Here is a 14395-nt window from a genome sequence, read left to right on the forward strand (position 1 = left end):
GTCGTGACAGCGAGCTCGTCACCGCGAGCCTTTTATGACATCAAAAACGTCCTTCTGCCACCCATGATGCCTTTGTCCTCGCCATGGGGCTCTTCGGCGGGGTAAGTCGTCAACAGCGACTCACGGTGCCGCTCACGTCGCTGTTGTCGCGCTCGCGGTGACGGGACGGTGCCCGGCCCTGAGCAGAACCGTCTGCCGGGTCAGAGCGCCCCCGGGTCAGAACGGAATGGCGCCCGTCCCCGAGACCCGCAGCCGCCCGCTGCCGATGGCGGTGTGTGTGGCCACGACGGTGCCCTCCTGGCCGTCCGGGAAGCGGATCTTCACATCGGCGCTGTCCAGTGCCGCGTAGAAGTCCTCCCCCGCTTCGCTGGTCTGGACGCTGCCGCCCCACTGGCGCACCGCGCCGGAGAGACTCGCGCTCAGTGTGGCTTCGACTTCGATCTCGGAGTCGCCGGCGACAAGCGTCGCGGGCCCCTGGTAGTTGCTCACGGGCCCAGTGTGCGCCCCAAGAGGCCCGCTCCCCGCCAGGCCCGCTCATATGATCTGCCAATCGTGTGGCGCCGGCACCACACTGTGCCGGGACGGCGGAACGATCCACCGGTCAACGCGACCCCATGTGTCCCGGCGGCCCGCCGGAGGACCAGCCGCCAGGGGACCGCCGTCGTGGGCTCCGCACAAGCGGCGAGGCACCGACGCGACGGCCCTCCGGCCACCGGTGTGTCAGTGCTTGGCCGCGGCCAGGTCTTCGGCGATCCGGTCCGCCGCGGCGGGACCGGCCGGTACGTCCACGAAGTGGGACGTCGACTTCTCGGTGTAGGGAGTCCCGTAGACCGGCGTACCCGGCTCGAACCGCCATCCCTCCGCGAGCGGACCCGCGTCCACGGTGTCGAAGCCCAGCGTGTTGATCAGCTCCGCCGCGTTCACCTTGGCGGTGGCATCGTCACCGGCGATCGGCAGGGCGGTACGGTCCGCCGCTCCCGCCGGGCGGGGGAGGGCGGCGAGGTGCTTGAAGTAGATGTTGTTGAAAGCCTTGACGACCTGCGAGCGCTTCAGGTGCCGCTGGAGAAGCTCGCTGCTCGTCGTCTCGCCCGAGTCCAGTGCGGGAAACTTTCCGTCCCGGTCCGGGTAGTAGTTGTTGGTGTCGATGACGGTCTTCCCCGCCAACGGCTCCACCGGGACCTGCTGATATGCCTTGAGCGGGATCGTCACCACCACCCAGTCACCCGCGGCCGCCGCCTCCTCCGCGGTGCCGGCGCGAGCTCGCGGGCCGAGCTCCGCGACAAGCTCGGAGAGGGTCTCCGGGCCTCGCGAGTTGCTGAGCACCACATCCAGACCGGCGTCAACCGCCAGCCGGGCGAGCGTGCTTCCGATGTGTCCGCTGCCAATGAGTCCGAGAGTAGCCATACACACAAGAACGCGTGATCCGCGCGATTCCTTCCACGCCGGCCCGCGAAATCCGGCGCCGGCCCGTGCGCACGGGCACCGGCCGCGCCCGGCCACCGCTCCTCGCCCGGGGGCACGCGTTGACAGCCGACCGCCGGGTGAATGTAATGGACCCGGTGTCGCGTGACGCTGGCCGAAGAGCAGTGGGCGGGCCGGTGATCGGGCGAACACCCTTCACCCAGGGGATCTCGCCTTGAGTACATACTCCGCACCCCGCATCTGACATCAGCGCGTCTCCGCGCCTCGTCTCTCGCATCGCGGTCCCGGCCCCCGTACGACCTCGGCGTTCGCCACGCCTCCCGACGGCAAGCACGCCGGAAGGCGTCTGTCGCCGTGCGTATCCAGCGGGCGCCCGTCTCCGGACGACCATCCACCGCGGAGGCGACGCGCGGGGCGCGCCCGTCGCCGCGCTCCACCCTCACCCGTCACCGCGCTCAGCGCGGACCCATGCCTTTCTGGAGACCCGAAACAGCATGCCCACGTCTTTCAATCAATCGGTCATCGACGAGTTCCGCGCCCATGGGGGAAAGGTCGGCGGTCCTTTCCAGGACAGTGATCTCCTTCTGCTGACCACCACCGGCGCACGGTCGGGGACGGAACACACCACCCCACTCGGCCATGTCCGCGACGGCGATCTGCTGCTGATCGTCGGATCCAACCTCGGCGCCGCGCATCACCCGGACTGGTATTACAACCTGCTGGTCCATCCCGTAGTGCGGGTGGAGATCGGCACCGATGTCTTCGAGGCCATCGCGGTTCCCGCCGAGGGAGCGCGGCGCGAGGAACTGTTCGAGCGCTGTGTGCGGGCCGCGCCCGGATACGCCGACTACCAGGCCCGGACCGCCCGGCCCCTGCCGGTCGTGGTGCTGGAGCGCGCCGAGCCCGACTCGTGGGAGCCACCGCGTGAGGTCAGTACGCTTGCCGACAAGCTCATGGAGGTCCACACCTGGCTGCGGGCCCAGTTGCGCCATGTGGGCGCGGAGGTCGACGCCCATTTCGCCGCCCACGCGGCCCAGGGGGGCCCTGGCGAGTCGCCGGTGCCGAGCCTGGGGCTGCAGATCCGTCAGCGCTGTCTGGCGTTCTGTCAGTCGCTGGAATTCCATCACACCAGCGAGGACGCACATCTTTTCCCCGGGATCGCGCGCTATCACCCGCAGTTGGCCGACACTTTCGACCGGCTCGGGGAGGAACACCGTACGGTCGCGCGCCTCCAGGGCGAACTGGCCGCGCTGCTGGCCGACATCGGCGCCGCCGATCCTCGCCTTTTCCGCGCCGAGTTGGACCGGATGGCCAGAGAGCTGAACGCGCATCTCGACTTCGAGGAGGAATCGCTTCTGCCGCTGCTGGCCGACGTCCCGTGGCCGCCGGTCGCACCGCCGCCGGTGGATCCGGCGGTTGAGCCGCTCACCTGACAGGTGGGCCGGTGCGTCCCCTCGTACCGGCCCCCCTCCACCTTCAAGGTCGGACGCATGTACGAAATTCGCCACCGGATCCCGTTAACAGCCGGTGGCGGACACTGGGTTCAGGTAAGAGTGGACGAGGAAGCCGTCACGGGCCGCCCAGCACCGTCCGACAGCTTCCGCTTCCCGGCGCCGAGTTCCGGGGATTACCCGTTCGAGTTCAGCAGGACTCCCCGATCCGACAGGTTCGGGCATTCCGGCGACGCTCGCGGGGACCGCGAACCACGCGGCCGGGCCGAGACTGACCGCCCGAGCCGCCGCGTTCACCGCCCCGGCGACCGAGTAGGCGATCGCGGAAGATATCGGATCGGCTGTCGACTTCACTGATGCGAGAGCCTCCGACCTCCCCGCTCGCCACTGACGAATGGAGCATTTGATGGCCACACCTCTCACCGCCTCCGCAGTGCTCGCCGCTCTCCGGGCGGAAGGCGTCGTCATTGTCGAGGTCGGGTCCTGGCGGACCCACAACCGCAACTCAGTAGGCGCCTGGGGCCCGTTGAACGGCTCCGTCGTCCACCACACCGTCACCAAGGGCACCGCGAACACCGTCGCCATCGTCCGGGACGGCTACAGCTCCCTGCCCGGACCGCTCTGCCACGGCATGATCGCCAAGGACGGCCGGGTCCATCTCGTCGGCTGGGGCCGTACGAATCACGCGGGCGGCGGCGACCCCAGGGTGCTGGAGCAGGTGATCGCCGAGTCCTACGGCACCCGCCCGACCCCGCCCAACCGGGGCAACGCGGACGGCGTCGACGGCAACTCCCGCTTCTACGGCTGGGAGTGCGAGAACCTCGGCGACGGCAAGGACCCCTGGCCCGCCGCCCAGTACAACGCGATCGTGCGCGTCCAGGCGGCCATCTGCCGGGCACACGGCTGGACGGCGAAGTCGGTGATCGGCCACCTGGAGTGGTCCAACGACAAGATCGACCCCCGCGGGTTCTCCATGGTCGATCTGCGAGCCGACATCGCCGAACGCCTTGCCCACCCCGCCAACTGGAACCCGACCCCACCCACAGAGGAAGACACCATGGCCGGCATCACCAAGAAGGACATCTTCGACGCGGTCTGGTCCACCGACGCGATCGCCGCACCGACCGACGCCCCCGACATCAAAACCAACCCGACCTGGCAGGCACAGTCCCTGCTCAAGGACGTCGTCGCCCGCGTCCGCGGCCTGGAGAAGACCGTCGCCGCACAGACGGCGGCCATCACCGCGCTCGCCGCCGCGGTCGGCGGAGACGACGACACGGCCACCATCGTCGCCGCCGTCGAGCAGGCGGTCGCCGACGCCGTCGTCAAGGTCGACGCCGACATCACCGGCGCCGGCGCCTCCTGACCTCACGCCCGGCCGCCGGAAGCGGATCGCCGGGCGCGGGCCAGGTCGCGTTGCGTCCCGGGTCCGGATCATGGACCTGCCCCACGCAGGAGACCCCCTCCCTGTGATCATCAAGGAAGGGGGTCTCATCTGTGCTTGTCCGTCGGTGGGCGCGGACGGTTTCGAACCGCCGACATCTGCTTTGTAAGTTCGCCCGGAGCCTTGTCGAGCACCATGGTGGGCCCGGCCGCGGCTGCCGTCCAGGGTTCTCCGAGACTCCGTTGTGCGCTTCCGTTGATGTCGGCGGTGGATGTCAGCTCACGGGTTCGGCATCTGCTCGTTAGGCGCCCTGCGCGGTCGCGCCAAGAACCCCGCGGCGCGCCTGTCGTCTGCATGCTTCTTCTCTATGGTGGCTCGCAGCTCCCCAGGGGTCGGCCATGGCGCGCGCCGGTGGATCATGCGGTGGCAGTTGGCGCAGATGAGGGCGAGATCGCTGAGCTTGGTTCGCCCCTCTCCCGCCACGTGAAGCGGAAGGACGTGATGGCACTCGATGTACCCGGCGCCGCGGAACCCGTAGACCTTCTCGAAGTCGAAGCCGCACGCCTCACAAGCAAGGGGTCCGCCACGCTGAAGAACAGAGGTGATCTTCCTCTTACGCAGAGCCTTGTTCCGCTCGCGTGCCCTGTGCCGTCGCATGAGTAGTCGCCCTTCGGGCGCACTGAAGTCGTCGCCGAACTCTTCGTCCTCTGTCGGCGCGAAGGACTGCAGTTCACCCGTCGCAATGCCCTGACGTATGAGTCGCGCGGCCTCGGTCATCTCCGCCGGCCGGGCGAGGAAGTCGTTCATGACTTCGACGTCCAGGGCGTTTCCGTTCGTGGGCTTGCCCGTGTAACTGGGGTGCCGGCATGTGATGTCAACCGTCTTACGCGCTACCCCGTTGGGGTTTCGGAACAACTCGTTGCGTAGCTCCTCAGGATGGATCGGCATGGTCTGGAGCAGAGCCGACAGCTCGACCACACGCGGGTCGTCAAATTCCAGCCGCTTCCAGCCGTTGGCCATGGCCAGGTCGCAGGCAAGGATGATCTCGTCACGAGTCCAGTCAGGACTCCGGGACGAACGGATCGTGAAGCCGAGTCGGGCCAGCCACCTGGCGGCGTGCGACCTTCCGCCGATTAGCTCGTCCGGCCTCAGCGCTCGACCGTGATCGAACTTGTGAGCCACGCCAGCGATGGCCTTGGAGTCGTAGGTTCGTTCCTCGTGCAGGAGGAGATACCCGGTGGCTGGCTTGTACCCGTACTTGGACAGAAACTCGTCCTGCCCCAGGTCGTCATACTCCGTCAGAGCTTGGAGGACAGCGTCTCGACTGATCGCACCTATGCGCATGGTGGAAGCGTAAGGATCGCCACTGACAGCCAGTCAGGCACTCGCCATCACCAATCCACTACTCGCCCCGGTTACCTACGCGAAGTACGAGACACACATCCGCCTCTACCTCGTGCCCATGCTCGGCTCGAAGCGCCTCGAATCGCTGAGCGTCGCTGATGTCCGGCGCTTCCTCGTCCGCCTGGAGCAGCAGACCACCGCGGCGACCGCCAAGGAATCCCACCGCGTCCTACGTACCGCCCTGACCGCTGCGTGCCGGGAAGGCCTGGTCATGCGGAACGTGGCCACCCTGGTGGAGCCTCCGTCCGCCACGCCCCGGGATCTGTCGCCCTGGTCGCTCGATGAGACCCTGGCCTTCCTCACCGCCGCGCGAAAGGACCCGCTCTACGCGGCCTTCGTCCTCGCCATCGCGCTCGCGTCGTGATGGAGATCCTCGGGCACAGTCAGATCGCGGTGACGATGAACATCTACACCCACATCGTCCAGGACACGCAGCGCGAGGCCGTGAGTCACCTGGGCCGCATGCTGAAGCGGCAGCGTCCCGACCGTGGGTGACCGCGCCCGTTGATGTCAGAAGTGGATGTCAAAGGCCCCCAGCCATGATCGGCTGGGGGCCTTTCCACTGGTGGGCGCGGACGGTTTCGAACCGCCGACATCTGCTTTGTAAGAGCAGCGCTCTACCCCTGAGCTACGCACCCGTGGATGAGGCAACAGCGTACATGGCCAGGGGGGCGCGCCCGCAAACCGCAGGTCCGGGGGCAGCCGAGGGACATCAGCCGCGGCGCGCCGCAGGTCGGCGGCCCGTCCGTTGTGCCCGACACGGTGGACACCGTGAGTGACAACGGAAGGAATCGAGATCGGCCGGCCCTGGTCGGGCGCTCCGCGCGCCTGCGGGCGACGAGCCACGACGGCGTGTGCCGAGCACGCGCGGCGACAACGGCCAAGTCACTGTACGAAGTGTGAACTAACCGGCTCGTGTGTTCGTCCTTACCTGGTGGGAGAATGGACCGGGCAGGCGAGCACGGGAGAGGGATGTGACGGCGACAGACGCGCGGCCGCACACAGAAGCCAAGACGAGTGCCGTCCGCGATGTCCTCACGCTGATGCTGCTCCCGGTGCCACTGATCGTTGCCGCCCTGCCGGCCGCCTTTGCCGGCGGGGGTACGCGACGCTGGTTCGGCGGGCGCGGCGAGAGCCAGCGTGCCGACGCTCAGGCCGCCAAGGACGCCGCTGCCGCCGCCTTCTACGAGCTGGACACCGCCCAGCGCGATCTGCGGATCTCGATCGAGACCATCACCGCTGTCGACAGCTCGCCGGGAGCCCGGAAGGCCGTGGCCGACTTCGCGGCGCTGGGGCAGCGCATCGACGAGGCGAGCAGCGGCTATATCCGTGCCGTCGACGCGCACGACCTGGACCGCGACGATCTTGAGCCGGCGACCGCGTCGAAGGCACGCGGCGAGCTGACGAAGGCCAAGGACGAGCTGGAGCGGGTCAAAGCCGAACTGGACCGGTTCGAGCAGGGCCTGGGGCCGCTGCTGGACAAGGCCGAGACGCAGTTGGCCCGGCTGGCCCCCTCGGTCGAGCGGGCCCGGCAGGCACTCCGATCGGCCAGCAACGCTCTCGATGTCGTGCGCGGCTCGGGACTGCGGGCGGACGATCTCGCCGCCCGGCTCGCCGTCCTCGGTCCGGAGCTGACAAAACTCAACCAGGGTGCCGGACAGCATGGTGTGGCGGAGACGCTTCAACGCGCCGACCGGGTCGTCCGGGACGCCGAGTCCGTACGCGTCGAGGCGGAACGCCTCCCCGAGCGTGCCCAGGAGATCGACCGGCGGCTGGTGTCACTGCGCACCCGTGCGCAGGCGCTGACAAACCGTGCCGGGTCGGTGGAGCCCATACTCAGCGAGCTGCGCCGCCGCTTCACCGCGGCGTGCTGGCAGGATCTGCAGCATGTCCCCGACGAGGCGGCCGGCAGCGTGCACCGGGCCGAGGAGAAACTGAAGGAAGCCGGCAAGGCCCGGGAAGAGCAGCGCTGGGCGGACGCGACGGCATTGCTCGCTACGGCCCGGGCCCTGCTGAACAGTACCGATGAGGCGGTCTCCGCCGCCGGTGACAGACTGCAACGGCTCAATGCCGTCTCAAAGGATCCGCAGCAGGAGATCGACCGCACACGCTTCGCGATCCGGGACGCACAACGGCTGGCCATGAGCGGACGGAACACTCCCGAACCTCGGCATGCCCGTCCGCTGGACGAGTCCGTGGCCAGGCTGGACCGGGCGGTGGCCGCGCTGGAAGGCCGCCATCCCGACTACTGGCACTTCCTCATGGAGACCGAGGCGGTACGCCAGGCCGTGGCCCATGTCGTTTCGGAGATCCGCGAGGAGCGCGGAGCGGGGGCCGGACACCGCGCCTGAGTTGTCCCCCTCCGGCTGTGGACGGATGCTGGAGCTACGTATCTCCCGTAGCTGCGCCCCGCCAAAGGAGGCCACCCATGGCCACCCAAGCGCTCCGTCGGCCACCTCGGCGCCGACAGGTCAGGCTCGACGAACAGCTTCCCGTCGATCACCGGCTCAACCAGGTGTACCGCATCGGGGCCGGAGTGACCGGCCTGATCCTCATCGTTTTCGGAATCCTCGGGCTGATAGACAAGATCGGCTTCTTTGACACCGGGGGTGCCCAGGTCGCGGGCCTGAGCACCAATGGCACCCTGAGCGTGCTCTCCATCTGCGTGGGCCTGCTGCTCCTCATCGGCATGATCATCGGCGCGAATTTCGCTTCGACGCTGAATATGGTCTTCGGCGTCCTCTTCATCGCCAGCGGTTTCATCAATCTCGCACTGCTCGACACCGGCTTCAACTTCCTCGCCTTCCGCATCCAGAATGTGCTGTTCAGTTTTGTAGTCGGCGTGATGCTGATGTTTTTCGGTATGTACGGGAGAGTCAGCGGCAGCCTGCCGCACGACAACCCGTACTGGCGGGCCCGCCACCCCGAGCAGGCGGAGCGCGAGCGGCTCCACAGGGCCAGGGGCCGCAAGGGGCAGGTGGGGGTGGGATAACCGGAAGCCGGAAGACTGCCCCGTGCCTCGGATAGCCTGACCCCATGCCTCGCTACGAGTACCGCTGCCGCTCCTGTGGTGACACCTTCGAACTCAGTCGGCCGATGTCGGAGTCCGGCTCTCCCGCGTCGTGCCCGGCGGGACACGACGACACCGTGAAGCTGCTCTCCACCGTCGCCGTGGGCGGGACCGCCAAGGGCGGCGCCCCGAGGCCTGCCCCGGCGGCGGGTGGGGGCGGTGGCTGCTGCGGCGGAGGCTGCTGCGGCTGACCCGCCGGGAGGCAGGGACCTGCCGGAGGCTCTGGACCGGGTCGGCCTATGTGCCCAGATAGCGCAGTACAGCCAAGACCCGACGGCTGTAGCCGGTGCTTCCGGCCAGTTCGAGCTTCTCGAAGATCGCGTTGATGTGCTTCTCAACAGCGCTCTGGGAGATGTGCAGCCGCTGGGCGATGGTCGCGTTGGTATGGCCCTGCGCCATCTCGGCAAGCACTCCCTGCTCCCTGTCGGTGAGCCGGGAGAGCGGATCGGTGCGATGGGAACGGGCCAGTAACTGCCGTACGACCTCCGAGTCGAAGGCCGCCCGGCCGGCAGCGACCCGCTCCAACGCGTCCAGGAACTCGTCCACTTCGACGACACGGTCCTTGAGCAGATATCCCACACCTTCCGACTCCCCGGTCATCAATTCGGTCGCATAGCGCTTCTCCACGTACTGGGAGAGGACAAGCACACCCACGGCGGGCCACCGCTCCCGGATCTCCAGCGCCGCGCGCAGACCCTCGTCCGTGTGGGAGGGCGGCATCCGGACATCGGCGACAACGACGTCCGGCTGCTCCTGCGCGACCGCGGCGATCAGCGCATCGGCGTCGGCGACCGAGGCGATCACCTCATGGCCTTCCTCCATCAGGAGTCGTGCCAGCCCCTCCCGGAGCAGGGTCGAGTCCTCGGCAAGGATTACTCGCATGGGATCTCCGCGGTGATGGTGGTGGGGCCGCCGGGCGGACTCCTGATGTGCAGCAGTCCGTCGAGGGCGGCGACACGGCGAGCCAGGCCGAGGAGACCGCTGCCCGCAGGGTCCGCGCCACCCTGACCGTAGTCCTTTACGCGTATGCGCAGGGTGCGCGCTTCTTCGAGAACGTCTACCTCGATGCGTGGCGCGCCGGAGTGTTTGACCGCGTTGGTGACACTCTCAGCGACCACGAAATAGGCGACGTTCGCCGCGGTCTTCGTGGGCTCGGTCTTGAGGACACATGTCAGCCGCACGGGGAGCGGCGAGCGTTCCGCCACGGTCTCCAGCGCCGCCCGCAGCCCGGCCTCGTCGAGCACCGTCGGATAGACTCGCCAGGCCACTTCCCGCAGCTCGGTCAGGGCCTCACGGCTCTGCTCGTGGGCCTGTCGCAGCAGTTCGTCCGCGCGCTCGGGGTCACGGCTGCGCCTGGCACGGCCCAACAGCATGCCGAGGGCGACGAGCCGCTGCTGAACCCCGTCGTGCAGATCGCGCTCGATACGCCGGCGTTCGTCATGGACGGCGTCCACAACACCCGCGCGACTGGTGGCGAGCTGCGCTATCCGGCGTTCCAACTCCTCCTGATGGCTGGGCCCGAGGAAATGCCGGGCCAGAATCCCTTCCAGGGCGGCGACCCCGAAAATCCCCTGCATCGCGAGAAAGAGAAGAAAGAGTCCACCGAGGCCGGCCGCCACTATGACGCCGGGGCTCTGGATGTCGATGATCAGCCAGGCGTAGACGAAGAACGTGCCGTACGCACCGCCGATCAGCACGGACAGCAGAACGACCGCGCCGAGCAGTCCGAGGGTCCAGCGCACGGCGAGATAGCGCAGCGCGCCGTCCGGTTCGTACGTACCGGAGACGCGCTCGCCTAGCAGCGTACGGAGCCGGTGACGCTCCATCTCGACCAGATTCCGGGCGCAGGCCGAGAGCGGACGCATGACGGCCTGCCGGCCGCGCGGCCAGGCAAGCACCAGCAACAGCGTGATGCCCGCGAAGAGGGTGAAGAGCAGCTCGACGAGTGCCGCGCCGCTGCCGATGAAGAGTCCTGCCGAGAGCCGCAGCCCCCGGCGTACCACCGCTTTCATGATCAGTCACGCTAGCCGGGCGGCCCTGGCACGCGCACTGCGGAAAACCTCATTGTTCCTTGCGGTCGGCTTCAATGCGCCTTCGCCCGCTGCTGCTTAGCGTTGAATGCATGATCGAGCACAGCGCAATTTCACGGGTCGGCCGGGTCGACCTTGCCATGGACGCTCTCGGGGGCGCCCGCCTGTCAGGCCGGGGTCTGACCGGCTGCGAGGCCAAGACGTCGGAGTATCTCCTCGCCCGCCGCGACGCCCGTCTCCTGGAGCGCGTCCACATGCGGGGCACTCCAGCCGGTGTCGGCGAGTTCACCGTGGCCGGGGCGCCAGGCACGGTCCGCAGCGAGCAGCATATCGGCGTCGAGCAGCGAGTCACCGGCCGCCAGGGTCAGTTCGGCGCCGGTGCGACAGGCCACCTCGCGCACGGCGGCGCTCTTGGTGAGCGGCTGAGGCACGGCGTAGATCTTGCGCCCCTGGAGGGAGACGTTCCAGCCGCGGCTCCCGGCCCACAGGGCGAGTTCCTTCACCCAGCCTTCGGGCAACAGGGCCCGGTCCACGACGAGATAGGCGAAGAGATCCTCCGCGACGCGCTCCTTGAGGAGCCACGCGGGGTCGGCGGCGGAGAGCAGATGGGCACGGACCTCGGCGAGGGAGGCGCACTCGTCGTCAAGCCGGCCGGCCACCCGTGCCGCCCAGTCGCGGTCGGACACGCCGTCGACCAGGAGGTGGCCGCCATTGGCGCAGATCGCGAAGCGCGGGGCGGGTCCTGGCAGGTGGATGCGTCGGTACTGCTCACGGGTGCGGGTGGTCGTCGGTACGAAGACGGTGGTGCGGGAGAGCTGGTCCAGGAGGCCGGCGGCCGTCTCCGTCAGATAGGACAGGGGTCTGTTCTCATACACCTCGACACAGAGCAGCCTGGGAGCCTCCGCGTCCGCCATCGGAAGCTGGAGCGCCGCGGCCGAATAGATAAGGGTGCGGTCCAGGTCGCTGGCGACGAGCGGCAGCGGCTTCGAGGGAGTGCTCACTTCGCGGCCACAGCCTTGCCCGTGGCGCCGGTCGCACCGCGGGTGTAGCGGGGGTGGATCAGCCCGACGCAGGTGTACGGGAGGCCGTCCACTTCCTCCACGGGCACTCCGCGCTGTCCGGCCAGCAGCCTGACATGGTCGAGGTCGGTGCCCGCGCCGCTCCGGGCGAGGATCTTCCAGGGGACGCGGCGCAGCAGGACACGGGTCGTCTCCCCGACACCCGGCTTGACGAGGTTCACATCGTGGATGCCGTACTCCTCGCTGATCCGCTCGACGGCCGCCCAGCCCTCCCAGGTGGGGGCACGGTCTGCGGTGAGCATCTCTTTCACCTCCCCCTCGACGGCCTCCGCGACATCGTCGAAGCGGGCCGCGACGGTGTCCAGGAAATGGGCCGAGACATCCGTCTCGGCGAGTTCGCGGTAGTACTTCGCGCCGTGGAAATCGTGCGGGCCGACCAGATCGGCTCTGAGGACCGTACGGGAGATCAGTCCGGAGACAGTCGAGTTGAGACAGGCAGAAGGGATGAGGAAGTCCTCGCGGGTGCCATAGGTCCGTACACAGGCACCGGGGTCGGCGAGGACGGCGATCTCCGGGTTGAATCCGCCGAACTCGGTGAGGGCCTCGGCCAGTTCGCGAGTGATGGCACCCTTGCCGGTCCAGCCGTCGACGAAGACGACATCGGCGGGGTCGTGGTGGGCGGCAAGCCAGCGCAGGGCGTTGGCGTCGATGCCCCGGCCACGGACGATGGAGACGGCGTAGTGCGGCAGATCCAGGCCGTGCCGGTGCTGGGCCCAGCGCCGCATCAGCACACCGACCGGCGTGCCCGCGCGGGCCAGCGAGACAAGAACGGGACGGGGTGATCGTTCGGCCAGCACGATCTCGGTGACGGTGCCCACGGCCCGTGCGATACGGGCCCCCGATGCCTCCAGAGCGGACTTGAAAAGCTCCTGGTACTGGGCGCTCGGCTGATATTCGACAGGAAGGGATTCGGCATAGTGCGCGCCACCGCTCTGTACGGCCTCCTCGCGTTCCTCCGTGGGTGCCTCCAGCTCCACGTCCGACATGTCCTGGAGGAGCCAGCCCACCTCGTCGGGCGCGTAGGAGGAGAAGGCGGGACCGCGAAGGGGCTCGGGCAGCATGGAGGGTTCCTGCCGTTCGAAGTGGCGCGAGGGGCCCGGGATGGAGGGCGACGACGGGACATACGAGGGGACGACGGTAAGGAGGACACGGGGTATGTGTGCGGCGAGCTGTGCCAGCAGTCCGTCGGGGGCGTGCAGCTCGGGAGAGTCCGCCACGGAGTCGACGACGGCGACCACGGCGTCGAAGCCCGCGCCCGCGACGTTGTAGGCGTACCGTTCGCCGTCGCCGTCCGGGAAGGCCGCGGTGTCGTGCGCGGGAAAGACCAAACGGCTACGGATCGCGTACCCGGGGTCGTTCACGGCCAGTACCGGCGACCGCGTGGTGGTCGAGTACCTCACTTCCGCCTCGACGCTCCGCTCCACCGCTTCGGCCAGCCGCAGCGGGGCGTACATCAGCTCCTCGAAGCCGAGTATCAGGATGCGGCGAGCACCGCCGAGCTCAGCGGCGAGGGCGGCCGCCATGGCGGGCAGCGAGGCCTCCAGCCGGATCCGGTGGGCAGGGGTGAAGCCGTGTCGTCCGCCGTCCGGCACCCCGGCCGGCCAGCCGAGCGGCACCCGGACCGCACGGGATCCGGCGCTGCCTCCCGCGTCGCTTCCGACGTCCTCTCCGAGTGGCGTCAGCGCCGGTGCTGGGAAGGGGCCTGGGCCCGGGTCGGGAAGAGCGGCCGGGGCCGAGACCAGTGCCTCCTGCTCCGCCACGAGCCGCTGGCCCTTCTCCAGGACGCCCTCCGGGAGCCGGACCGTGCCGGACGCCAGGGTGACCAGATCGACGCGGGCCCCTATGTCCCGGGCGAACTCGTCCAGCCGGCCGTGATCGGCCGCGGAACGCATGTCGACCAGGGCGACCACGACGTACCGACTGCGTGGGCAGCGCTCCTGGAGGTCGCGGATGGTGTTGAGGACGGTGTTGCCGGTGGAGAACTCGTCGTCCACAAGGACCAGTGGTCCGTCGCCGGTGAGCAGCCGCGGGTCCTCCGGCAGCAGCAGATGCGAGGTGGCGTGCGAGTGCGACTCCTCAAAGCCGCCCGCCCTCGCGACGCCCGCGACCGGACGCCGCGTCGAGTGGAGATACGGGGCGCGTCCCATCCCGTCCGCTACCGAGTGGCCGAGGCCGGTCGCGGTCTCCGCATAGCCGAGCACCACTGCCCGCTCGATGTCCGGGCCCAGAAGGTCGCTCACGCGCTTTCCGAGGCCGAAGCCCGTCTCGTATATGACCCGGGGGCTCTGCGGCACATGCTTCCCCAGCACACGGGAGACCAGGAGGTGGGCCCGTTTGGGGTTGCGGCGCAGGGCCAGACCCACTAGATCCCGTAGTTCTGGGCCACCGACGAGTTCGACTCCGAGCCGTTCAGCGACCCATGTGCCCGACCACACCATCTTGGCGATCTCTTCCTTCGCTGACGCCCCGCTCTCCACGAGCCGGCCGGCTTCCACGGACCGGTTGGCTTCCCCGGCCCGGTCCACCTTTCCAGGCCGGTCGGCCCGACCGGACAG

The 14395-nt window shown here is 68.8% G+C and carries 12 protein-coding genes, 1 tRNA gene and 1 pseudogene; 6 read left to right on the top strand and 8 right to left on the bottom strand.

What is annotated here, in order from left to right:
• Nucleotides 1–216: 216 nt before the first annotated feature.
• Nucleotides 217–489, bottom strand: a complete 273-nt coding sequence (locus ABZ707_RS02595) for a DUF4873 domain-containing protein (RefSeq protein WP_360166473.1) — start codon at nucleotides 487–489, stop codon at nucleotides 217–219.
• 231 nt (nucleotides 490–720) lie between these two features.
• Nucleotides 721–1614 carry an NADPH-dependent F420 reductase gene (locus tag ABZ707_RS02600; RefSeq protein ID WP_360166476.1) on the bottom strand — a complete coding sequence of 298 codons (894 nt, stop codon included), beginning with the start codon at nucleotides 1612–1614 and terminating at the stop codon, nucleotides 721–723.
• 302 nt (nucleotides 1615–1916) lie between these two features.
• Between ABZ707_RS02600 and ABZ707_RS02605 the strand changes: the two genes are divergently transcribed.
• On the top strand, nucleotides 1917–2855 hold the full coding sequence (locus ABZ707_RS02605) for a nitroreductase/quinone reductase family protein (protein WP_360166479.1): 939 nt from the start codon (nucleotides 1917–1919) through the stop codon (nucleotides 2853–2855).
• A gap of 424 nt (nucleotides 2856–3279) precedes the next feature.
• Nucleotides 3280–4239 (top strand): N-acetylmuramoyl-L-alanine amidase, encoded by a 960-nt coding sequence (locus ABZ707_RS02610; RefSeq protein ID WP_360166482.1) that lies wholly within the window; start codon nucleotides 3280–3282, stop codon nucleotides 4237–4239.
• 297 nt (nucleotides 4240–4536) lie between these two features.
• On the opposite strand, the gene ABZ707_RS02615 is transcribed toward ABZ707_RS02610, so the two are convergent.
• Entirely contained in the window at nucleotides 4537–5601 is a 1065-nt protein-coding gene (locus tag ABZ707_RS02615; protein WP_360166485.1) for an HNH endonuclease, read from the bottom strand.
• 73 nt (nucleotides 5602–5674) lie between these two features.
• Between ABZ707_RS02615 and ABZ707_RS02620 the strand changes: the two are divergent.
• Nucleotides 5675–6156 (top strand): annotated as a pseudogene (locus tag ABZ707_RS02620) (hypothetical protein); the annotation flags it as partial.
• 68 nt (nucleotides 6157–6224) lie between these two features.
• Here ABZ707_RS02620 and ABZ707_RS02625 read toward each other — a convergent pair.
• Nucleotides 6225–6299 (bottom strand) — tRNA-Val (locus ABZ707_RS02625).
• Between the two features lie 336 nt (nucleotides 6300–6635).
• On the opposite strand from ABZ707_RS02625, the gene ABZ707_RS02630 reads away from it, so the two are divergent.
• The 3 genes from ABZ707_RS02630 to ABZ707_RS02640 all read left to right on the top strand — a co-directional run bounded on the left by ABZ707_RS02630 (nucleotide 6636) and on the right by ABZ707_RS02640 (nucleotide 8922).
• Complete coding sequence (locus tag ABZ707_RS02630) at nucleotides 6636–8012, top strand: hypothetical protein (protein WP_360166487.1); 1377 nt, start codon at nucleotides 6636–6638, stop codon at nucleotides 8010–8012.
• Nucleotides 8013–8089: 77 nt separating this feature from the next.
• The gene (locus ABZ707_RS02635; RefSeq protein WP_360166490.1) at nucleotides 8090–8653 is read left to right on the top strand and encodes a DUF4383 domain-containing protein; all 564 of its coding nucleotides are present in this window, start codon (nucleotides 8090–8092) and stop codon (nucleotides 8651–8653) included.
• A 44-nt stretch (nucleotides 8654–8697) separates the two neighbouring features.
• Entirely contained in the window at nucleotides 8698–8922 is a 225-nt protein-coding gene (locus ABZ707_RS02640) for a zinc ribbon domain-containing protein (protein WP_360166493.1), read from the top strand.
• 46 nt (nucleotides 8923–8968) lie between these two features.
• Here ABZ707_RS02640 and ABZ707_RS02645 read toward each other — a convergent pair whose 3' ends face one another.
• The 4 genes from ABZ707_RS02645 to ABZ707_RS02660 form a co-directional block, all read right to left on the bottom strand.
• Complete coding sequence (locus ABZ707_RS02645; protein WP_360166496.1) at nucleotides 8969–9613, bottom strand: response regulator transcription factor; 645 nt, start codon at nucleotides 9611–9613, stop codon at nucleotides 8969–8971.
• Nucleotides 9604–10743: a sensor histidine kinase gene (locus ABZ707_RS02650; protein WP_360166499.1), complete on the bottom strand. Its 1140-nt coding sequence runs from the start codon at nucleotides 10741–10743 to the stop codon at nucleotides 9604–9606. Before ABZ707_RS02650 ends, ABZ707_RS02645 begins: the two co-directional genes overlap by 10 nt.
• A gap of 185 nt (nucleotides 10744–10928) precedes the next feature.
• Nucleotides 10929–11762 carry an HAD family hydrolase gene (locus ABZ707_RS02655; RefSeq protein ID WP_360166502.1) on the bottom strand — a complete coding sequence of 278 codons (834 nt, stop codon included), beginning with the start codon at nucleotides 11760–11762 and terminating at the stop codon, nucleotides 10929–10931.
• Nucleotides 11759–14278: a phosphoribosyltransferase gene (locus ABZ707_RS02660; protein WP_360166976.1), complete on the bottom strand. Its 2520-nt coding sequence runs from the start codon at nucleotides 14276–14278 to the stop codon at nucleotides 11759–11761. Before ABZ707_RS02660 ends, ABZ707_RS02655 begins: the two co-directional genes overlap by 4 nt.
• Nucleotides 14279–14395 lie beyond the last annotated feature (117 nt).

It is taken from the genome of Streptomyces sp. NPDC006923 (genome assembly GCF_040635655.1).
Taxonomy (GTDB): domain Bacteria; phylum Actinomycetota; class Actinomycetes; order Streptomycetales; family Streptomycetaceae; genus Streptomyces.